The 21,879-nt window shown below is 40.3% G+C and carries 16 protein-coding genes; 5 read left to right on the forward strand and 11 right to left on the reverse strand.

Annotation, left to right across the window (positions count from 1 at the left end; all coding sequences use genetic code 11):
* Positions 1-385 precede the first annotated feature (385 nt).
* The 4 genes from ACYTXL_RS09275 to ACYTXL_RS09290 all read right to left on the reverse strand — a co-directional run bounded on the left by ACYTXL_RS09275 (position 386) and on the right by ACYTXL_RS09290 (position 5,118).
* Positions 386-943: a Uma2 family endonuclease gene (locus ACYTXL_RS09275; protein WP_461924472.1), complete on the reverse strand. Its 558-nt coding sequence runs from the start codon at positions 941-943 to the stop codon at positions 386-388.
* A 464-nt stretch (positions 944-1,407) separates the two neighbouring features.
* On the reverse strand, positions 1,408-2,376 hold the full coding sequence (locus ACYTXL_RS09280; RefSeq protein WP_461924473.1) for a PrsW family intramembrane metalloprotease: 969 nt from the start codon (positions 2,374-2,376) through the stop codon (positions 1,408-1,410).
* Complete coding sequence (locus ACYTXL_RS09285) at positions 2,369-3,286, reverse strand: class I SAM-dependent methyltransferase (RefSeq protein ID WP_461924474.1); 918 nt, start codon at positions 3,284-3,286, stop codon at positions 2,369-2,371. The genes ACYTXL_RS09280 and ACYTXL_RS09285 overlap by 8 nt, the downstream gene beginning before the upstream one ends.
* A gap of 149 nt (positions 3,287-3,435) precedes the next feature.
* On the reverse strand, positions 3,436-5,118 hold the full coding sequence (locus ACYTXL_RS09290) for a DUF3352 domain-containing protein (RefSeq protein ID WP_461924475.1): 1,683 nt from the start codon (positions 5,116-5,118) through the stop codon (positions 3,436-3,438).
* A gap of 542 nt (positions 5,119-5,660) precedes the next feature.
* Here ACYTXL_RS09290 and ACYTXL_RS09295 point away from each other — a divergent pair.
* From ACYTXL_RS09295 to ACYTXL_RS09315, 5 genes are all read left to right on the forward strand, one after another.
* Positions 5,661-8,300: a M1 family aminopeptidase gene (locus ACYTXL_RS09295; protein ID WP_461924476.1), complete on the forward strand. Its 2,640-nt coding sequence runs from the start codon at positions 5,661-5,663 to the stop codon at positions 8,298-8,300.
* A 499-nt stretch (positions 8,301-8,799) separates the two neighbouring features.
* Positions 8,800-10,524, forward strand: a complete 1,725-nt coding sequence (locus ACYTXL_RS09300; protein ID WP_461924477.1) for an ABC1 kinase family protein — start codon at positions 8,800-8,802, stop codon at positions 10,522-10,524.
* A gap of 29 nt (positions 10,525-10,553) precedes the next feature.
* Positions 10,554-10,928, forward strand: a complete 375-nt coding sequence (locus ACYTXL_RS09305) for a hypothetical protein (RefSeq protein ID WP_461924478.1) — start codon at positions 10,554-10,556, stop codon at positions 10,926-10,928.
* Positions 10,929-11,282: 354 nt separating this feature from the next.
* Entirely contained in the window at positions 11,283-11,576 is a 294-nt protein-coding gene (locus ACYTXL_RS09310) for a hypothetical protein (RefSeq protein ID WP_461924479.1), read from the forward strand.
* 339 nt (positions 11,577-11,915) lie between these two features.
* Positions 11,916-13,058 carry a glycosyltransferase family 4 protein gene (locus ACYTXL_RS09315; protein ID WP_461924480.1) on the forward strand — a complete coding sequence of 381 codons (1,143 nt, stop codon included), beginning with the start codon at positions 11,916-11,918 and terminating at the stop codon, positions 13,056-13,058.
* A 16-nt stretch (positions 13,059-13,074) separates the two neighbouring features.
* Here the strand turns inward: ACYTXL_RS09315 and ACYTXL_RS09320 are convergent, their stop codons facing one another.
* The 7 genes from ACYTXL_RS09320 to ACYTXL_RS09350 form a co-directional block, all read right to left on the reverse strand.
* Positions 13,075-14,109: an Npun_R2821/Npun_R2822 family protein gene (locus ACYTXL_RS09320; protein ID WP_461924481.1), complete on the reverse strand. Its 1,035-nt coding sequence runs from the start codon at positions 14,107-14,109 to the stop codon at positions 13,075-13,077.
* Between the two features lie 17 nt (positions 14,110-14,126).
* Entirely contained in the window at positions 14,127-15,017 is an 891-nt protein-coding gene (locus tag ACYTXL_RS09325) for an Npun_R2821/Npun_R2822 family protein (protein ID WP_461924482.1), read from the reverse strand.
* Positions 15,018-15,020: 3 nt separating this feature from the next.
* Positions 15,021-16,001, reverse strand: coding sequence for an Npun_R2821/Npun_R2822 family protein (locus ACYTXL_RS09330; RefSeq protein WP_461924483.1), 981 nt, complete (start codon positions 15,999-16,001; stop codon positions 15,021-15,023).
* A gap of 3 nt (positions 16,002-16,004) precedes the next feature.
* Positions 16,005-16,964: a glycosyltransferase family 10 domain-containing protein gene (locus ACYTXL_RS09335; RefSeq protein ID WP_461924484.1), complete on the reverse strand. Its 960-nt coding sequence runs from the start codon at positions 16,962-16,964 to the stop codon at positions 16,005-16,007.
* Positions 16,965-17,009: 45 nt separating this feature from the next.
* Complete coding sequence (locus ACYTXL_RS09340; RefSeq protein WP_461924485.1) at positions 17,010-18,230, reverse strand: glycosyltransferase family 4 protein; 1,221 nt, start codon at positions 18,228-18,230, stop codon at positions 17,010-17,012.
* Between the two features lie 65 nt (positions 18,231-18,295).
* Positions 18,296-20,536, reverse strand: a complete 2,241-nt coding sequence (locus tag ACYTXL_RS09345) for an ABC transporter ATP-binding protein (RefSeq protein ID WP_461924486.1) — start codon at positions 20,534-20,536, stop codon at positions 18,296-18,298.
* A gap of 168 nt (positions 20,537-20,704) precedes the next feature.
* Entirely contained in the window at positions 20,705-21,862 is a 1,158-nt protein-coding gene (locus ACYTXL_RS09350; RefSeq protein WP_461924487.1) for a glycosyltransferase family 4 protein, read from the reverse strand.
* Positions 21,863-21,879: the final 17 nt, after the last annotated feature.

The following is a 21,879-nucleotide window of genomic DNA, read 5'->3' on the forward strand; positions in this document are numbered from 1 at the left end:
TGTGAAATCTACTGTACTGAGTCAGAATCAGAATCAGCCAGTGCAGCCATGAATCAGCCAGTCTTGGCACGAGTTTAGGTAATTGAAAATTTAGGGATAAGCTGTTATGTATACAACTTGCACAATCAGGGCGGGCAAGACTTCGGCGTGAGCGCTACTTCTCTACGAGAGGCTGCGCCAACGACAACGTTCAGTACAAGTCAGTCGAACGCTGCCCACCCCACAACCATGTTGAAAAAATATTAGTGCAAATTAAAGGCGCAATAGCTTAGGACATAGGGAATTTATATCATCCCAATGCCCAATACTTCTCTACGAGAGGCTACGCCAACGACTTCTCTACGAGACGCTACGCGAACGCTCAGTACAAGTGCCCAATGCCCAACTAGAAAAGTTTACTTACTAAACAGTTGAAACCAGGTAGCAAAGGACTTGTCAATTCATCTTGACTAAATAAAGTAATTGCTAACTTTAATGCAGCCTGTTCACGACGATAAACTTCAACTTTCTTCTGTATAGAATCACAAATCCAATATTCCTGAACCCCTTGCACCGAGTACAACTTTAGCTTTGTTTCCTTGTCGCGGTTCTCGTTTTTTGCACCGGGAGATAAAACCTCTACTACTAACTCTGGTGCGCCTGTCAAGTGTCCAGCCTCATCTAGCAAGTGTTTTAAACGTTCATGACTTCCCCACACCACATCAGGGATCACATTGTCAGAATCTGAGAAAATAATTCCAGGTGCGATCGCAGCCTGACCTAAACCAGTTTCATCTGACCAAATCTTAAGAACTGTAACAATATTGGCGCAGCTAGTCTGATGATCCCAGTTAGGTGCTTTAGTCACAAATAGTTCCCCATCAATAATCTCATAGCGATTTCTGCGATCGCTAGCAAAGAACTCTAGATCAGCAGTCGTCCAACGCACTGGAGCTGTTTGCATAGAAACCCCCTAGCATTTTCCTAAATCATATTGTGACATCCTACATACACTAAATCGGAGTACCGATTATGTAGGCTTCCCAAATTTACACATGGGCATTCCTGCTTCGTTGGTCGCATCTAGACAGAACGTCTTTGAGTTCTGGATTTTTCTTCTTAGCTGGAGTCAGTGCGTTCTGTTGTTTGTAATAGTCAGGGTATGGTGCGTCAGATGGAATTATGTACTCAGAGCGAATACTGCAAGCGTTGACCGCACACTTACGCGATGCTATCCAGTCTTTTCGCTCTTGCAAAGCGTAATATAAATTCGGTATGTGTAGGTCAAACTCGACATTTTGAAACTCCCAGTTAATTCTAACAAAATTTGCTAGGCTGTTAGAATACTGGAGAAAGAAATTGTTATAAACTCAACTGCCCTATTGCCTTAGGGGAATAGCGGTAAGTGTTGTTCACAGGGCGTTTTAGTTAAAAATACCGACGACGGGCGGAATGTCGCAAATAGCGATAAATGCCCCAGGCGAAAACTCCAAAAAAGAGATTTAATAAAAAGCGACTAAATATAAACCATAAAATATCACGATCAAAAAGTTTCGACGGACTCAAAGGACTAAGAATCTTGACTAAGAGAAACAGCCCAAAAATAGCATTTCCACCCAGGACCAAGGCAAACAGCACTAAACTCCTCTGCCAGTAACGGCGCTGGGGTGTACGGTCCAAAATCAGGATAATGGCGGGTTTACCTTCCACTTTTCGGAGTAACTGTTCTAGCCGCCAAAACATCCACAATAGAAACGGAAATAAACCATAGCTAAGGAAATGCAGGGGTAGTGAGTAACGCCAAGCACTAGATAGGACATTAACTAGGGCATGACAGATTACAGAATTTAGCCAAGCCCTAAAAATGAAATTCCTGTCTCGATTTAACCGAGTGTGCAAGCAAATGTATATTCCCAAGGCATATCCCCAAGGCGCAGAAAACATGGCATGGACTGGCGTGCCAATAATACGGTCAAAAATTGATGCGGTATCGTGGAAAAGGTAAATCCAGTTCTCCTCGGCAGTGAATCCAAGGGCAACGGCTATAGTCAACAAGAAAACGGTAGACTGAAGTAATCGATACCTGCGTTGTAGATAGCAGGTTGGGATAACAACTGCTATCAACTTGCAGCCTTCTTCAATTAAACCTACTTCTACCAGCTGTCGCAAGGCTATACCAGGAAGCGATCGCTTGATCTGATGCCAGTCTACAAAAGAGTTGACGACAGTTTCAAAAATCCATTCGAGGCTTAGGGCTAAGATCCCAGATATTACCCCGATGATAAAGAACATCAGCAACTTTACCAGAGGTGGGGCAAACGGCACCCGATAGTAGTAGTAGCCTAGCAGCAGCAACGGTGGTATTGCTGCCCATAGCAGTAGAGATAAATCAACCACTCACCTGAGCAATTATTGTGCGGTGACGGTGAGTATTGTTAGTGATAGTGGGAGTTTGGAAACCCGCTTCAACAATAGCCTGCTCAATGTCCAAAGCGAAATATTCATCTAAATACGGTTCAGTACTTTTAAGCAACGTCAAAATGTAAGCTGGCATTTTCTGGTAAACTTCAGATTTGGGATTCATGTCCATGATTGCCAAGTAGCCACCCGGACGCAGCACACGCCGCATTTCAGCTAAAATCTGTCGGGTTGCTGATTGGGGCAATTCGTGACACATCAGGAAAATGGAGACTAAATCAAAAGAAGCATCTGGTAGTCCAGTTGATTCAGCTTGGGCATGAAGCCAGTTGATTTTAGCTTGATGTTGTTGGGCGCGGTAATTGGCAACCGCTAAAAAGTAGGGAGATAAGTCTAAGCCTGTGATTTTGGCTTGAGAATAAACTGCTTGTAGGGCAAAACTACTCAAGCCAACACTACACCCTACATCTAAAATATTTTGCGGCTCGTTAGGGATTTGACTTTTGAGGATATTGTGGTAACTTTGGCGCAGCATCGGATCGCCTTGTGCTTCAGCGTTCTGCCAAACCTTAGCGTGGACAGCGTAAGCAGCAGGTTCTACCTCAAAAGCGGCTTGCCAACTGAGATTTCCAGTTTCGTAGGCATGGAATGAGGTGACGTAGTAATCGGGGTAGGAAAGCTGAGGATTTTGTACTTGAGCTAGATCAGCCTTCCAATCAAGCGCCTGTAGTGTCTGAACTTCTTGCGTCCAAGGCACACCAATTCTCTCGGCACGTTTAATCATCATTTGTCTAGCTTGATGCTTGGCCAGATTAGCTAAAGGCTTGATTGCCAATATGCCATTTACCAAGCGGGAAGCGAAGCCAGGATTAGTGTTTACAGCAGTCATAAATCAGTTTGCATTTAACAGCCTTTTTTACTTATGACATAGTTGCTGGACAGCAGTCTAGAAGTAAATAGAAACTTGACATCTGATGAGGAGGATGAGGAGGATGAGGGAGACAAGGGAGACGAGGAGAATAAACAATGCCCAATGCCCTACTTTGCAGTATTCGGCTTGAGAGCTAACAACATCTCCAATTGACTCGTGGATTTATTCGGGCTAGTGGCGGTAACACCAAAACCACGAATGGAACCCAGGATGGTGATGGTATCGGGGTTAGATGAGATAAAACTATTGATCAGCGGCACAGTTTTAGTTTTATCCATATCCAGGTAGAAATAGCCGGCGTTGGGCTTTGGGAAAGAACCAGTAACGGCTTTGAAAGCGTCGCTATTGTCAAGAGATTGATTTTTGCGATCGCCGATGGCTTCTGCAATTGGTCCACCAAGAGCTATGAATAAAGTATCTTGATCCAGCCAACCATGAGCCAATAAAGCTCCTTGTTGGGGGATTTGCCATTCAGTTACATCTTTACCACCAATATTTCTGTTGCCGATGTTGATTTTTTGGCTTTTGGCGAGAGTATCCAATTTTGTGAAAGTGGCTTCGGCAGTTTTACGATCGCTAGTATCAAATAGTAAAGCACCTCCAAAACCAACACTCGCTAACACCCCTTGATTTGATGGAATTGCACCAAAGGCGAATTCTCCATTCATCCAGCCAAAAATATCCTTATCCAGGTCAATATTCACGAATTTCAGTTGCGATCGCACTTGTTCCAAAGCTTGCTTCATTTGGGGATAATCTTTGGACTGTTCTACTACCGTTTCCCAACCACGGCTGATGCCACTTCCGCTAATCAGAGCAAAGGTATCAATCGGGAATTGCCCGACTATATTCCCAGGAGTTGATTGATATTGAAATTTATTTAGTTGCGGATCTAAATTGGCGATCGCTTTTAGTCGCACTCCCGCATCATCAACACCAACACCCGCCACCACAGATTTTATCTGCTTCAGTTGCGTCAGGGTTTGTGCAGGTAACTGCTTTGCCTGCGGACTTGCGGCTGATAATTGCTGTACCATACCTGCATAGTCTGGTACATAAATTTGGGCGAGGCTGTTTTTAACATCTACTCCTTGGTTGAGAATGCTGCTGGCATCTTCTTTACTGGCAAAAGAAGACTGTCCCTTAAACGTGTCAATTGCTTTTTCTACAGCTTGCTTTTCCGGGGCTAATACCAAGTGAGTATTATTTAAAACTACACTATATGTAGGCTTGCCATTTTGTGTAGTTTCGATAATTTTTTGACCTTCGTAGTCAGATTCCTGGAATTTCACCCCTTTTTCTGACTTCAATTTATTAGCAAAATTCAAGGCGCTGAGTTTGTCTTTGATTCCCACCACTATCAAGATATTCGGTTTCTGCTGTAAATTTGTTGGTACTTTAGGTGCCCCAGACGGCACGTTTAACTGCACCTGCTTTACAGGATTTGCTGGCAGTACAGCAATCATCACACCACCTGCCCAAGGCTTTATGTCTTTTTCATAAGAAAGGTTACTGTTACTGAAGACTTGCTTATTGAAATTTTCCAGACCTTTTGCCACTAACTTTTGTGCTTCTGGAGTGCCAAACTGCTGTAACTTTGCCCAGCCTTGAGAGTCAGTAGTAATATAAGTTGCCATCAATGCTGTTGAAGGTACAACTTTCGCACTGTTTAGAGCGTCTGAACTACCTCCTGATGGGCTTTTAAAATACGTGTAAGCCGCTATACTTCCGGCTACAACTACAGCAGCACCAACAGCAGGAATGAAAAACTTTGATTTACTTTCAGGCATTTTGTTATCCTCTTTTGCTCAGATTGTCACCGAGATTTATACAAGTATCATTGTAGAGTTTTCGGATTTGTTCATAATTTTCGCTCATTGATCGGTATTTACTGATAAAATTAGTAGTCCTATATATAAGTTAGCGGTCTAAAATTACTTCAAAGGGATGATGAGCGAATCCGCAAATATTATGCTGTTCATTTCAAACAAAATAGCCTGTTCAGCAGTAGCAAGCTATCCTAAGTTATAAGAATAATTAGGAGTTTTTGTAGTTAACGAGAATCGATCGAGGTGCAAGAGACTCTTGACCCGATGACAAAAAAGTGCAAAATATCAGGAAAAGTAAATGCGGTAGGGATATGGAAAAAGTCCAAAGATCGGCAGCCGATCTTCGGAAATTCGGGTGAGATTAATTTCAATCCCCCAATCCCAAAGGGGACTTCTCACCTCCGTAATGCCCTGTTGAGGGAAATACATTTAGACACCGCAATTTTGCTTAACTACATCCAGTCAAGCCAGAGTTTTCAGAATTACAAGGTCAGTAAGGATCAATGTCGAAGTCTTATTTTGATACAGATAATAACGGACACAAGCCTTTTGAGTTACCGGGAGCAAGACCACACTACAATCCCGATCGCCCCGGACAGGTAGAGCATATTTTTCTCGATCTCAGCTTGGATATCCCCAAGCAAAGCTATCAGGGCAGCTGTAACATTCGCCTCTTGCCAATCCGTAATGGCATTGACCGTTTGACTTTGGATGCTGTCAACCTGAATATCGAGTCTGTGCAAGTGGACCAGGTGCGAGAAAATTTTGACTATGACGGGGAACAGCTTTCCATTCAACTTTCGGAAGCAACCCAGATTGGTAAACGCTTGCTGATTGCGATCGCCTACTCGGTAGTAAAACCGCAACGCGGTATTTATTTTATTCAACCAGACAAGCACTACCCAAACAAGCCCACCCAAGTTTGGACTCAGGGAGAAGACGAAGACTCTCGCTTTTGGTTCCCCTGCTTTGACTATCCCGGACAATTGTCTACTTCCGAAATTCGCGTGCGTGTTCCCAACCCTCTGGTAGCTATTTCCAACGGCGAATTGATTGACACCACAGAAGATGGTGATTACAAAATCTACCATTGGTCACAGCAACAAGTTCATCCTACCTACTTGATGACTTTGGCAGTAGGTGATTTTGCTGAAATTCGGGACGAGTGGCAGGGGAAACCAGTCACCTACTACGTAGAAAAGGGACGGGAGGAAGATGCTAAACGCAGCATGGGCAAAACTCCGCGCATGATCGAATTTTTGAGCGAAAAGTATGGCTATCCATACCCTTTCCCGAAATACGCCCAAGTTTGCGTCGATGACTTCATCTTTGGCGGGATGGAAAACACCTCCACAACCCTGTTAACAGATAGATGCTTGCTGGATGAACGCGCCGCCTTAGATAACCGCAACACCGAAAGTTTAGTTGTCCACGAACTCGCGCACCAGTGGTTTGGTGATTTGGTGGTGATTAAGCATTGGTCTCATGCTTGGCTCAAGGAAGGGATGGCTTCCTATTCGGAGGTCATGTGGACAGAACAGGAATATAGTCCAGAAGAAGCAGCTTGCTATCGTTTATTGCAAGCTGGTCGTTACTTCAGTGAAGATAGCAGCCGTTACCGCCGTCCAATGGTAACACATATTTATCGGGAAGCTATTGAACTTTACGATCGCCACATCTACGAAAAAGGGTCTTGTGTTTATCACATGATTCGGGCGCAATTGGGAGATGAATTGTTTTGGCAGGCAATTCAAACATTTATCCAAGATAATGCCCACAAAACCGTAGAAACAGTAGACTTACTCAGGGCGATTGAAAAGGCTACCGGACATAATCTTTTGTTCCTCTTTGACCAATACGTTTATCGTGGTGGTCATCCCGATTTTAAAGTAGCTTACTCTTGGGATGGGGATGCTAATTTGGCAAAAATTACGGTAACTCAAACCCAAGCTGCTGAAGATAAAAATGGCAATAAGGATTTGTTTGATCTAAAAATACCTATTGGTTTTGGCTATACGCAACATTCAGAAGTACAGACGCGATTAATCGCGTCTGTACTGGAGTTAGGAGTTAAAAATAACTCACAACTAAAAACTTTTGTAGTGCGGGTGAATGAACGTGAACAAAGCTTCTACTTTCCCCTAGAAAATAAACCCCAATTTATCAGCTTTGATGTGGGGAATAATTACCTGAAAACAGTAGCTTTAGAGTATCCAATATCGGAGTTAAAAGCACAGTTAGAATTTGATCCCAACCCGATTTCGCGCATCTATGCAGCAGAAGCTTTGGCGAAAAAAGGCGGGTTAGAAGCGACTATTGCACTATCTGCGGCGCTCAAAAATGACCGATTGTGGAGCGTGCGTGTGGAAGTGGCGAAACAACTAGCGAAAATTAATTTAGACCAAGCCTTTGATGGCTTAGTTCTGGGGTTAAAAGATAAAAATGCTTACGTGCGACGATCTGTAGTGGAAGCACTTGCTCAAATCAAAACTGCTGAAAGCTATAAAGTTGTGAAAGGGTTAGTGCAAAAAGGCGATCCTAGCTACTACGTGGAAGCAGCAGCTTCTCGGGTGATCGGGGCGATCGCATCGGCAAACTTGGAAGAGAAACCCAAGGAAGACAAGGTATTAAAGCTGCTAAAATCCGTTTTAGAAGAAAAGGCAAGTTTGAATGAAGTTGTGCGGAGTGGTGCGATCGGCGGTTTAGCTGAATTCAAAACCTCGGAAGCAGCTTTAAATCTACTGATCGAATATACCAAACTTGGTGTACCACAACCCCTACGTTTAGCCACAATTCGCGCTTTAGGAAAGATTTCTGTAGGCCAAAGTCCGGTTAATTTGGAACGGATTTTAGAAAAATTAACAGAACTAGCCAAAGAAACATTCTTTTTAACGCAAGTGGCGGTAGCAGCAGCATTAGGACAAATGGAAATACCTAAAGCAGTGGGGGTTTTGCGATCGCTAGCTGAACAAACAGCCGATGGGCGTGTACGTCGCTATGCTGAAGAAGAAATTTCTAAGGTGCAAAAGAACATTGGTTCCGAAAAAACCCTGCGTCAATTGCGTGAAGATTTCGACCAACTCAAACAACAAAACCAAGAATTGAGAAGCCGTTTAGAAAACTTGGAGGCTAAATCTAAATAGCACTACATGATAATTAAAAGTAGCTAATTGGTAATTGGTAATTGTGGCAAAATCACTACCAATTACCAAAGCTGTACTTAACGCTATAATCTTTATGATAAATTTGCATAATATAATCAATCAAAAAGCTTCTAAATCTACACTCTCTGCCAAAAGTTTATTTTTGATGTAGCTGATAGCAAACACGGTTACTGAGTTCTCATATCCTCCTGAAATTTGCATATTAAATATTTATATTTACATAAAGTATAATTAAGAAAAGATAAAATCATCGAAAACTGGAGTAATTAGTTGTAGTTTCATAAAGTATAATTAAGAATAAAGATAAATAAATGTAGGCAGTAACATCAGCTAAAAACGCCTCGAACACTATCCCCAAAGGGTAAAGTTCTAGTTGTTTTAGATAAAAGACTACCGCTATCCTAAACTTGCAACTAACTTGTGGCTTAGGAGAAAAACAATCATTGTAAATTTTTCAGTTGAAGAGGCAAATAAAGGCGTGGGTCAGTTTCAACCTACTCAGCTACAACTCTATAATCCAGATGCGATCGCTCGCTACTATAGTTACCGTCCCTGGTTAGCCTGGGGGCGACTCCTGAGAATTATCTGGTCTTTTGCAGGATTTATACTCAGTCTGAAGTGGGACGAATGGCAAGATCAAGTTGAGCAAAACAAGGGTAAACGAGCTATCCAGTTGCGAGAACTGCTCACCGCACTAGGCCCGACTTTTATTAAAGTTGGTCAAGCCCTCTCCACCCGGCCTGACCTGATACGCAAAGATTTTTTAGAAGAACTGATCAAGTTACAAGATCAGTTACCAGCTTTCGATAATGCGATCGCTTACCAGATTATCGAAACTGAACTAGACCGCCCTATTCACGAAAGTTTTAGCGAACTGTCACCTAACCCCGTAGCTGCTGCTAGCTTGGGTCAAGTATACCGTGGTCGTCTGCTCAGTGGTGAAGAAGTCGCAGTCAAAGTGCAACGCCCCAACTTACACCCGGTAATTACACGCGACCTATATCTGATGCGTTGGGGAGCAGGTTGGCTAGCTCCTTGGTTGCCTCTAAATCTCGGTCACAACCTAACTTTAATTGTGGACGAGTTTGGCACAAAGTTATTTGAGGAAATTGACTATATTAATGAAGGCCACAACGCCGAAAAATTTGCTCTCAACTTCCGCAACGACCCGCAAGTAAAAGTTCCAGGCATTTACTGGCGTTACACCAATACCCACGTTTTAACCCTGGAATGGATTAATGGCTTTAAGCTGACAGACACTAAACGCATCCGCGAAGCAGGTTTAGACCCAGAAGGGATCATCCAAATTGGTGTCACTTCAGGATTGCAACAGCTGTTACAATACGGCTTCTTCCATGCTGACCCCCATCCCGGCAATTTGTTTGCGATGCCTGATGGACGTATGGCTTACATTGATTTCGGCATGATGGATCAGTTAGAGGAAACCACCAAAGAAACGCTGGTGGATGCGCTAGTGCATTTGGTGAATAAAGACTATACCGACTTAGCTGAAGATTTTGTCAAATTGGGATTTTTGACTCCAGACACGAATATTTGCCCGATAGTGCCAGCATTAGAAGCGGTGCTAGGAAACGCTATTGGCAAAAATGTCAAGGATTTTAACTTCAAAACTATTACCGATGAATTCTCGGAGCTGATGTATGAATATCCTTTCCGAGTTCCGGCGAAGTTTGCTTTGATTATTCGTTCCCTTGTGACTCAGGAAGGTATTGCCCTTAGCCTTAACCCGAATTTCAAAATTGTTGAAGTGGGTTATCCCTATATAGCACGGCGGTTGCTGACAGGGGAATCGGCCGACTTACAGCGGCGATTATTGAATGTGTTATTCAAAGATGGTAAATTTCAGTGGCATCGGTTAGAGAATTTAATTGCGATCGCTCGTACTGATAACAACTTTGATGTATTACCCACAGCCCAGATGGGGTTGCAATATTTAATGTCGGAAGAAGGCAAGTTTCTGCGGCGACAGATGGTGCTTGCTCTCACCGAAGATGATCGCCTACACACCGAAGATGTCCAACGCCTGTGGAATCTCGTTAAAGATGACTTAAAACCGGATCGTTTATTAAATATAGCGATCGGCATTTTAACAGAGTTATCCAGAGAAGGTGCAGCTGCTATCCTCCCAAAAGCTACATTCCTGGAGTTTTTTGCTGGGAATCAATCAACAAATAAAAAGTAAAAAATCTTTAATATAAATCAGGAGTTTTCATGTACTATTTTCCTGTGCAACCGCCTTATTTTCTATTACTTGTTGGCTTTCTGGCAGCATTAACTTCTGGTTTGGCATTATCTGGTACTTTGAAAGTAATTGTGCAGAAATGGCCAAGCGAACGTACAGAAAATACTAAACCCCGTTCCTCACTCAAACAATTACTTGTGCCATTTATCGGCATAACTGGCGGTACTTGTCTATTTCTGTCTTCAGGTTTAGAAATATTTGGCTTCCCCTCCTCTTTAGCTTTAGGAGTAGGTCTACCAATTAGTCTGTTTACTTGTTTATTAGTTTGGTTGCAGTTGGGAAGTATGATGACATTTATAGAACGCGAAGGAATGCAATCTTTAGATTTAGATTCTATGTCATAGATTTAAAATAATATGGTTAAGTTCTTATTGACTGAACTGTATTGATATCTAGGACAGTTTACTAATATACAAATCAACCTAAATGCTCACCAGTGATGGTGAGCATTTATACTTATTTTATCAGGATTTGTCAAGGCTTTGTAGAGATGCCATTAATCACGTCTTCATATCTGTTAGGACTTAGATGGGATTTAGTAATCGGATAAAATAGGTATTATTACAGTAGTCAATACCCGCATTATATATGTAAATATAGTGTTTGATTGAAATCGGAACAATCTGTATAGTTCTGTTGTCTCTAAACGTATTTTTGATGTAAGTTTAAGTCAAATTTTATTTAAAAAATAAAACCTTATGAACCAAGAAAAACCAGACGTTTGTTTTTGTAGTTTAGCTTTAGGAAAAAGATATCGCTCTCATGCTTTGGTATTAGCTCAAGATATTGAAAAACATTCACCGGGAATATACTTAATTGTATTAACAGATAAACCACAGGAATTTAAGAAATATCCTAATGTTTTAGCATTTAAACATGAACAACAAAGCATTGGTTGTTACCACGATAAAAGGTTTATAATTGCCAAAGCAATATCACTATTTAATACTTGTATATTTATGGCTCGATGCAGATATCAGAATATTAGATAAGTTACAAGCAGACATGAAATGGCTTCCTGGCATAACAGCAAGAAGTTGTACCAGTATTGTCAAACATAATCAAGTATATATTAATTCCGTAAATGAGGCTATTACTATCGTTCGTTGTGTTTAAGACTAGCAGCATTGAGTAACTTTAATTTTTATTACCGCTAATCAGCAGATGCAAGGTATTTCTACTTTGAAATAATTACAGCAGTTTTTATCTGGATGGAATACACTAATCTAGCCCCTTTCCCTTATCAGAGTGTATTGCACCACATCCAAAAAGTGCTACAAATTGCACATCTATTTTTTGAAACATATTATTTGTAACTAAAGATTAAAATCATGAAACTTAAAGTCTTTTTGATATGTACAGGTCTTGGTCACGTTATGCGGGGATATGAGTCTTTTGCCGAGCAAGCATTTCAGGCACTATCAAAAGAGCCTTCTCTAGATATAATTCTTTTTAAAGGTGGTGGAAAAGTAAAAGCAAAAGAAATTCCCTTGTGGAATTTCCCTCGTGATACTAGAGCAGCCTGTAAGATAGCTAAGTACACTAAAACTACTAACTATTTTGTAGAGCAAATATCCTTTTTTTTGAGTCTGATACCACACATCCAAACAGAGAAACCAGATGTAATTTACTTTAGTGATAACGACATTGGTAATTTTCTCGCGCATTGGCGGCGTTTTACCAAACAAACCTATAAATTACTTTTTTGTAATGGTGCGCCACTACTAGGATCAAAGTCTCCTATTTTTGCCAACTGTGACTTTATACAACAAATTGCTCCTCAGCATCTTCAGAACTGTTTAAAAGCAGGGATACCTGCTCAAAAACAAACTCTAGTTACTTATGGGGCAGAAATACCTGCTGAATTACAAATACTTTTGCCTTCGGAAAAAGAGGCTTTAAGAAATAAACTAGGATTACCTGAGAAAACACCTTTAATTCTTTCAGTAGGTTATATCAGCAAAAAACCTAAGCGTATGGATTATTTAATTCGTGAAGTTGCTAGTTTACCTGAACCACGTCCTTACCTTTTGCTGCTAGGACAACAGGATGGAAGTTCACCCGAAATTATTGAACTGGGTAATAGCTTATTGGGTGCTGAAAATTTTCAAGGGAGAACCGTAGACTCTCATGAAGTTGCAAACTACTATAAAATTGCCGATGCTTTTGTATTAGCTTCCCTCCACGAAGGACTAGGAAGGGTGTTTTTAGAGGCAATGTCATACGGCTTACCTTGTATAGTTCATGATTTTGGCATTACCCGTTACATCTTTGAAAATGAAGGGTATTTTGGCAATTTTAAACATGAAGGAAGTTTGGCAGATTTAATTAGTCAAGTACTATCCAAAAGTGAAGATAAATCTAAATTTTATCAGCGTCATCACTCTATTTATGAGCGTTTTAGCTGGGCTAAATTGTTGCCAAGCTATGTTGAGATGATTCACATAGTAGCTAATTCAACAAAAAATTTCTAAGTTAATTTTTGCAGAATTATTGACTAATTTTATCCTTAAAGTTACGGTATTTTAGCTTAATGTTATTGACTCTTTGCTGAATAAAACTAATAGTAGACTTTTGCATCAGCATTAGCTGGCTTGGGCGGCTAAAGCTTTGAGGACGTTTTTCAGGCGATTTTAAATAGCGGTAATATAAGAAAACATCGCGGTAAGGAATATCAACATCTTCACCCCCACAAAGCCTCGTAAAAGCTGAAGAAGATATACTCATATAGTGTAAGTATGTCAATCTCCGACCTTGGTCGTATAGGATATTATCTACCACATCAAATTGAGAACTCCAGTGATTACCAGTTGCCTGTTCGCAGTCATGAAAAGCAAAGTTATAATAGGAAATTGCACTTTTCAACACCATGTAGTTAAATAAAGATTGGTCAGGACCTAAACAACACATCACTTCAGCTTCACCCGCTATTAGTTTGTCGAGTAAGTCGGCTCTTAAAGCTTTAGAAAAAATATTTTTCTTAGTAGCAAACCAACCAGCACAAAATACTTTAGATTGCAAATTTTCTGACTTGAAAACTTGCTGCATCTGCTCTGACGAACCATCAAAAATAAATTTTAAATCAGACTTATACTGAAAATCATTGACTACCCAATCATCGGCATCTAATTTTTCATATACATAATCTACAGGCCCCATTAACAAGGTATCTGCATCAAAATAAATAAATCTATCAAAGGAACCATCCACAGCACACAATTTGCGGTGCATTGGTAGAACATAGAGTTCCGGGAAGCCCCACTCTCGCCAAGTTTTTTGTGCTCTAGGGTAATTTTTCCATATCTGGGTGGCAAAGTTATCCCAGTAGGCTATGGAATCAGAGTCTTCAAATAAAGTGACATTATCTCTAGATGCAATCTCTGCCTTTACTTTGTCTAACTGATCATTATATGGAATTACACAAATAGGGATTTTTCTACCAGCATTAGCTTCTATACTATTGAGCAATGCAACTAGTTGGTCATAGACAACATCATTCGCTAAAATGTAAATGCCATCGCTCATTGGGGATACTCCTAATATTAAGTACGGGCAGCAACAAAGGGAAATAAACGGCGAGTTAGTTTGGGGATGAAAGCCAATTTACCTTGATGGAGATAGCGATAGTGTTCCCACAATTGCCAATAGGGACAACCACTTTTCATCCGCGTACCAGCCCAGTGGAGATATTTTAGTCGTTGTCCTCGGTCATAGAGGGCGTATTCTTGCTGTTGGAAATTTTGCGAACCAGCCCAACTACCAGGACCTCCCCCAGGAATTTTGACGAGATTTCCACGTTTGGCAATTAGCTTAAGCACAAGATAATTCAGAATCGGTTGGTCTGTAACTCCTTCCGAAAAATCGAAATACTCACGATGTGCTGCACACTCACGCAAAGCTTCATCCATTTGTTGTTCGGTAATAATTCCTTTTCTCGAAGCCCAAAAGCCACTGTTGAAAACATCTTGAAGTTGGGCATCAGAAAAAATTTGCTGCTCTTTTACAAATGGGGAAAAGATATTTCGCAGCTTGTCATAGGCATGATGGTAATCACAACAGAAGAAATCGACTTCTGAAAGTTTGTCTAAATTGTCGGCGATTTTTTCAAAAACGACAATATCCGTATCAATATAAATAAATTCATCTAAAGGGCCAAACCACGCCACCAGTTTACGCATTTTGTTGGGTAAGGCGAGGAAATCTCGATCAAAAATTTCTCCGATGCGTTTGGTAAATGTATCAATAAGTTCTAAATCTGGGAAGATTTGGACGTTGTGTAACGTAGCAAGCTGTTCTGCCACTTTCTGATAATTTTCATTAAAAGGTATGAGATAAACAGTCACTTCTGGGTCATAGTAACGAATGCTATTGAGTAAAGCGATCGCATTATCGATAACGCGGTCATTGGCAACTATATAAATGCCCCTACTCATAAATTATCCTTGGTTAATTAACTTAAGTTTTCGCAAAGCTCTTGTAAGTAAATTTGGTGTTGGAGCGTCATTATAATTCTTAGGAGGATTTTTAAAGACTGGACGCTTCTCTGGTTCGTGTAAATAACGATAATACAGAAATAAATCTCGATAGGGAAACTCAAGATTTTCTCCTGCACAGACTGCTTGATTGATATTAGGAGGAATCCCAATGTAATGAAGGTAGGTTAGGCGATTACCTTTGTCATAAAGAAGATGTTCTCGTTCCTCGAAATGCTTAGATGTGGCAGAACATCCTGTTGTTTGATTATCTGGCAGTTGGAGAGCAAAGTTATAAATAGAAAAATTAGATCTCATTACCATGTAATTGATCAGTGGTTGTTCACCAGCACCGCTATACAAAATTTCTGCTTCCCCATTTTGTAAATGGGATATCAGCCAATCTCTTTGTTCTGAGTTAAATATTCCTCGTTTTGCGCCATAGAAGCCTGAGCAAAATATTTCGGAATCAATGCGTTTTTGCTCGAAAACTTCTAGTAATTTTGGAGAATTAGTATTATATATTTTACTAACATCCTTAAATTGGAAATCGTAGACAACAAAATCATAACTATCTAGCTTTTCAAAGACTGTCGCTAGTGAGTTAATCACCAAAGTATCTGCATCTAAATAGATAAACTTATCGAATGGCCCATCAAAAGCACAAAAACGACGGTGAGCGCCATACAAACGAAATTTACTACGATTCAATCGTTCTGGTGCTGCTGTGAGCATAAATTGATCCCAGCGATTGATTGATTCTTGATTATCGTAAAGAAATACATTAGGGCGTTTAGCTATTTCATCAGCAATTCGCTGTGTCTGATCATCGAAAGGATAGATACAAACAGGAGTTTCTGAACCCAAGATAACATCAATACTATTGAGCAAAGCCACCAGCTGATCGAAAACATAATCATTGCCAAGGGTACAAATACCATTCATAATTTATGAGTGTTGAGCAACAAAGTTTGACAACCAGTTAAGCAGGTTTAATTTGCGTAAAATGATTTGACGTGCTTCTGCGATCGCATCTTTAGCAGCATACCAAGCATCAGGTGTAGCTGTCACTTCTTGGATGTAGGCAATGCCTTTTTCATCTAAACTGGGCAACCGCAAAAAACTACCGGGTGGCAATAATTTATCAGCAGCCGGGCCACCATAATAAATTGGCAGACACCAAGCCAGCAAAGAATCCCACAATTTTTCACTTACATACCAACTATTTTCTGCATAGTTTTCAATTGCCAGATTGTAGTAGTATGGTGCCATTCCATGCCATTTGTGACCAAGTTCACCTTTTGTTGGGGACCATGCAGGTAAGTCCCGCCCATACAAATCGAACTTAGTGCCGCTAGCTTGCAATGATTTCAAAAAGTCTAAGCGCTGGCGATGATTAGCTGTCCGGTTAATTCCCGAAGTAATCCAACTGCATGGAGCAATTTTTTCCGGGATTGGCATTTCATTTAAATCCTCAAATGATTTGGCATGATACCAAATAGCAGGCATATAATCGGGATTGGGCGCAAAGTCATCGGGCCCAGAAACATGACCACAATACTTTTCAGCTTCCTGATAATTCCGCTTACTTATTTCTACAATTTCATCTAAGGGCGGTTCGCGGAGAAAATAAATAATCCGCTCTTTCGGCACACCACATAATAGAGATTCTATATTTATTTCTGGTTTTTGTTGTCGTTTACGAACAATATCTAACCAAGATGGTTGTGGGGATGGTTGAGGAAAATCAAACTGATATAGCAACATAAAGTCTGGCTTTTGGGCTATTTTCAACATTTGGATGTTGTCCCAAACACCAAAAGAGTGCGGAGTTTGTTGCCATAACCAATCTCTGGTTTTAGCAAGACCTGAATAGCTGCTAATCATCCCAACAGTTTTGATAGTCATAAATCGTATTTATTCGTAGTTAGTTTTCAGTTAATTTTTGTACCGTTATCCCATAATTGGTGGACGCTGATCTTCTTCTAGGTAGCTTAATATTTTGGTAATTCTATTCTCCCAAGAGAATTGCTGGGCAAAATCTATACTAGCTGCATAACCCTCTATTTTTCTGGGATAGGCTTCTAAAGTATGTTGAATAGATTGGGCAAGTTTATCCGGGTTATCTGGTGTACACCAATTAGCAATTAAAGGTGATGTCTTGAATTCCATTAAAGGTGGAATTTCAGTTGCAACTATAGGAGTGCCAGCAGCCATATACTGAAAAAACTTAACTGGATTTGTGAAATCTGCTGATTTTCCAGCGCAGTGAGGATGAACCAAAATATCAGCTGCTTGAAATAAGCTGACTAATCGTTCTCGTGGAAGTATCCAGCCTAATAATTTAACGTTTTCTACATTTTTATCTCTGGCTAGTTGTTGGTATGCTTGTACTTGTGCTTCTGTACCTCCTGTAATGACAAACTGAATTTCTGGCAATTCTTTAGCAGAATCAATTAAGATATCAACCCCTTTGAAATGATATAAAGCGCCGGAATAGACAACTAAATGCTTACGTCCATTTATGAGCAATTCTTGACGCCATGTTTCGGCTTCTTGGGGCTGCCTGACTGAAAATGATTGATTGAATCCGTTATGTAGCCAAACGACTTTTTCCGGTGGCATTGCATATTCTATTAAGCTTTGCCGGATGGGCTCCGACTGAGTTATGGCTATTTTAAAATAGGGACTGTGGACGATTTCCGGCTCAAATTTTTGGTCTTGAAAGTAGTGACGTTCATAGATAGTAGGAATTTTATTTTTGACTGCGGCTTTGACAAAGTTCCAATCCCGCGTATGGACAACTTTAGTATTAGGGCGGATATGAATCGGTAAATAATATTTGGTTACTACTGTACTGGAGTTAGTAAATTTACCAGCTATTTTATCAATAGGCCAAGGCATTGGCAATGGAGCAATTTTGAGCTTTTCTTGAACATCGTAAAATTCTATAAATTCTCTGCCGGGTCTTTTGGGTTGATAAGGATAAATTAACGATAGGAGATTAACAGAATGTTTTTTATCTGGATAAATTAAAACTGAGGAGTAGCCTAAGTTAGCTGCTGCATTAGCGCAAAGAACATCATGAATTTCGTGTGCTGTGTCCGGTTGTAGTGATGGCTCTCCGGTATAAAAAATATATTGATATTGATTTTTTTTTGAATAATTTATCATTGTTTTGGATGATAGGTTTTTCAAGATTGTAGTAAAAATACTTTGGTTAATTGCATTAACTAAAATTAACCTCTATTCTCAAAAAGCTTTAATGTATCTAGTAGGTAAATAGCAGAGTGATAAGATTCTGCAATTAATCGATTTTCTTTTTCGAGTTCGGATTCTAATTTATCGACTAGCAAGTGTAGAGAAATAAGGAGGGGATAGAGATGTGTGTGAAACTCATTCGAGATATAACTAAAGTTTTGATACTGGTTATTTCCATTTTGATTTTGGTCTACATCTGACGAAAATTTCTGGTTAATTTTCAGGTGAACCACATCGTCGAAGACATCAATGGCGTTGAGAACTTTTAAGGCTGAATTGTATGATTCCTCAATTAATTCCTGCCGCTCTTGGGAATTGTCTACCAGATCATCAACTAATAGTCCAAGGAAACCAATCATGGAGTTAAGCCTTGTCCGCAGTTCGTGAGAAATTTGGTTAAAGCTGGGATTAGTTCTGGTGGAAATTTCCGGCTGATCAGTAAATTGCATTGAGTAGAGGCGTGAGTAGTAACTACCTTTTTGTAAAAGTTCTTTATGGGTGCCGATTTCTACTACACTTCCTTGGTCTAAAACGGCGATTTGATCAGCTTTTTGGACTGTGGAAAGGCGGTGAGCGATTACTAGGGTGGTGCGATCGCGACTTAGGTCATCGAGTGCAGCTTGTACTAAGCGTTCGGAAACGGTATCTAAAGCGCTGGTGGCTTCATCTAAAATCAGAATTTCGGGATTTTGGAGTAATGCGCGAGCGATCGCTAATCTTTGTCTTTGTCCACCAGATAGCATCACGCCGCGATCGCCAACCGGCGTATCAAATCCTTGGGGCAATTTGTTAATAAACTCATAGGCGTTTGCTCGCTTTGCGGCTGTGAGAATTTGATCATCACTAGCCTCCGGTCGTCCATAAGCAATATTGTTCCGCACAGAATCATTAAAGAGAAACGTATCTTGACTGACAATTCCCATCGCCTTTCGCACCGATTTCAAATCGAAATCTCGCAAATCTATTCCGTCTAGGGTAATACAGCCAGATGTGGGGTCATAAAATCTCGGTAAGAGGTCTGCCATTGTTGATTTACCAGCACCAGAACTACCCACCAAAGCCAGAGTAGTACCGCGTGGTAAATATAAATCTACGTCTTTAAGTACTATATTTTGATGATTAGGATAGGAAAAACAGAGATGCTTAAAATGCACTCCCTCTTTTAATTTCTCATAAGGAATCATCCCGCTACTCATGAACGGCTTATTATCTTGTCGTAAAAAATCAGCGACAATATCCACACTAGAAGCAGTATTAGCAAAGCTACTCCGAAGAGTATTTAACTGAGAAATAAATGGTAGCAGTCGCAATAGCAACAATAAATATGTAATTAAAACGGCTGAGACTGAAGTAATCTCGTTGGCAAATAAGGTGCGACCCAAAAAGACAATCACTATTAAGGCTATAATGCCCGTCACCTCGCTAACTGGTGTAATCGCCTCAGAATTCACCTGGGACTGAAAATCTGCTTTTTCTCGGTCACGAATTAGTTTTTGAATCCGTTTATATTCTCTTTCTTCATTTCCAGTTGCCTTTACTAGGCGAATTCCATTTAGCGTTTCTAACACAGAAATAGAATAAGCTTTAGACATCTCTGAAAACTGGGCACCAAAATCTCTTGAGCGGTAAATTGCATACTGATTTACCAACGTCACCAAAGTTAGCAACAGTGTAGTGGCAATGGTCAACTGCCAGGAAATTGACAGCAATAAAGCCACAAAAACTAGAATCGTAATTGCCAGTATAATTAACCTGATTACACCGCCTATAGCACTCGCAGCACGACCAATTTCTCCCCCAAGGCTGTTGATTAGATCACCAACTTTCGTTTTGCTATAATAATCTATGTCAATATCTAGTAATAACTTCAACCCGGCTTCCCGCATATCTGATGTCAACGTCCGCGTTAAAGAACTCGACACCAAACTACCGATATAGCTAGTTAAATTTTTTAAAACAATTGTAAATATAATTGAGCCAGCCATCACCGCTAGGCGGTAATTTTCTGGAACATGATCAAAGGGAGAGATAATAGCTTTAATAATTGGCGGAGCACCTGTTAAATTCACAGGTTGACCCACTATTTGAAGAATTACTGGCACAATCAGTGTCGTACCCACACCGTTAAATAAAGCGCTAGAAAATCCGAACAAGATTGTAAAAAATATCCTAGCTGGATAAGGTTTAGCAAATTTTACTAGTAGTTTGTTGTTAGACATTGGGGATTTAGATTATAAATTTATAATTTGATCGCGGGAATAAAACATGTTATAGATACAACCTTCTATCAATCAAGAGCGATTTTTAGATGCTATACTATGCCTGTTACGATATTTTTAACTGAGTTAAATCTAGATTAATCAAAGATTTATAACTATGCACCATCCTTACAAGCCGGAAATTAACTCAGATAAGGTAGATGCCATAGTTTCTAAGCTGTACTTTTCTAAACATCTTTCTCTAGCCTTTCTACCTCGCTCTTTTGCTTGTTCTACATCCGCAAATATCAGTTGAATTTGTGCAGCAATTTGTTGGGGACAACTAGGATCAACTAAATAACCAGTTTCTGCTAAAATTTTGGGAATGTCTCCCACTCGTGTGGATAACACAGGTTTAGCCATTGCCATCCCATCTGTTAACTTCAGAGGAAATTGGGCACTAGCAATTACGCTATCTCGCTGGGGAACAACTACAACGTGAGCAGCTGCTACAACATCAGGCATAACCTCTACAGGACATTTTGGCAACTTGATAATCCAGCGTCCCCATTTTTGAATCAGCTGCTGATCATAATCATCATAAGGACTGCCTCCCACAATTACTAATTTTAAATCTTGCTGATTCAACTGATCTAACGCTATTAAGACATCTTCAACTCCCTTGTGAGGTCTTGGCGCACCAGGAAACATCAGAACTCGATAGTTTGTCAAACCATAACGCTCTCTGCTGACCTCTGGGTTATATTTTTCAGGGTCAAACATGGCAGTATCTTTGCCATTAGGCAAATAAACACCCCCAAAGCGGTCTTGAAGAAACTGAGTATCTATCGTAATCCCATTGGCACGAGATACTAAACTTTCCATCCACTGGAGATAAAGTGGATGATCGGGAAATCTCAATGCACCATTTTTTTTAAAAATGTCCCTGGCAAATTGCTTAAGACTGGGGCGATACTTCCATTCAAAACCTCCATGCCAGCTAAGTTCCCAGTCATCCATATCTAAAAGCAAAGGACGACCACTAGCTAATTTATTCAGTAGAGACACACCAAAACTTGTCGGTTTAGGTTTGACTGCATAAATAATATCGCCATCTAGTTTTTGCCAAAGTTTTTTAGCTGAAGTAAAAAACTCAGGATAGTTTTTACCATCAATAGCAACTACTGGTATTTCTCTAGGGGGAATAGCATACAATTCTTGACCAAATAAAAATCCGACAATCTCAACTTCATAGTCGATTTTTTTTAGAACTTGAGCTAGTAAAAACGCTCTAACTGAGCCTCCACCAGATAAGTCACTCACAACTAACGAAACTTTTCCTTTCATATATTAGTTGCTTTAAT

This window comes from Nostoc sp., assembly GCF_054880495.1.

Coding starts and splice junctions, on each gene's coding strand:
- ACYTXL_RS09345 (WP_461924486.1), bottom strand. CDS start 20,536: ATGTCTAACAACAAACTACTAGTAAAATTTGCTAAACCTTATCCAGCT.
- ACYTXL_RS09335 (WP_461924484.1), bottom strand. CDS start 16,964: ATGACTATCAAAACTGTTGGGATGATTAGCAGCTATTCAGGTCTTGCT.
- ACYTXL_RS09325 (WP_461924482.1), bottom strand. CDS start 15,017: ATGAGTAGGGGCATTTATATAGTTGCCAATGACCGCGTTATCGATAAT.
- ACYTXL_RS09320 (WP_461924481.1), bottom strand. CDS start 14,109: ATGAGCGATGGCATTTACATTTTAGCGAATGATGTTGTCTATGACCAA.
- ACYTXL_RS09315 (WP_461924480.1), top strand. CDS start 11,916: ATGAAACTTAAAGTCTTTTTGATATGTACAGGTCTTGGTCACGTTATG.
- ACYTXL_RS09330 (WP_461924483.1), bottom strand. CDS start 16,001: ATGAATGGTATTTGTACCCTTGGCAATGATTATGTTTTCGATCAGCTG.
- ACYTXL_RS09295 (WP_461924476.1), top strand. CDS start 5,661: ATGTCGAAGTCTTATTTTGATACAGATAATAACGGACACAAGCCTTTT.
- ACYTXL_RS09275 (WP_461924472.1), bottom strand. CDS start 943: ATGCAAACAGCTCCAGTGCGTTGGACGACTGCTGATCTAGAGTTCTTT.
- ACYTXL_RS09305 (WP_461924478.1), top strand. CDS start 10,554: ATGTACTATTTTCCTGTGCAACCGCCTTATTTTCTATTACTTGTTGGC.
- ACYTXL_RS09340 (WP_461924485.1), bottom strand. CDS start 18,230: ATGATAAATTATTCAAAAAAAAATCAATATCAATATATTTTTTATACC.
- ACYTXL_RS09285 (WP_461924474.1), bottom strand. CDS start 3,286: ATGACTGCTGTAAACACTAATCCTGGCTTCGCTTCCCGCTTGGTAAAT.
- ACYTXL_RS09290 (WP_461924475.1), bottom strand. CDS start 5,118: ATGCCTGAAAGTAAATCAAAGTTTTTCATTCCTGCTGTTGGTGCTGCT.
- ACYTXL_RS09350 (WP_461924487.1), bottom strand. CDS start 21,862: ATGAAAGGAAAAGTTTCGTTAGTTGTGAGTGACTTATCTGGTGGAGGC.
- ACYTXL_RS09310 (WP_461924479.1), top strand. CDS start 11,283: ATGAACCAAGAAAAACCAGACGTTTGTTTTTGTAGTTTAGCTTTAGGA.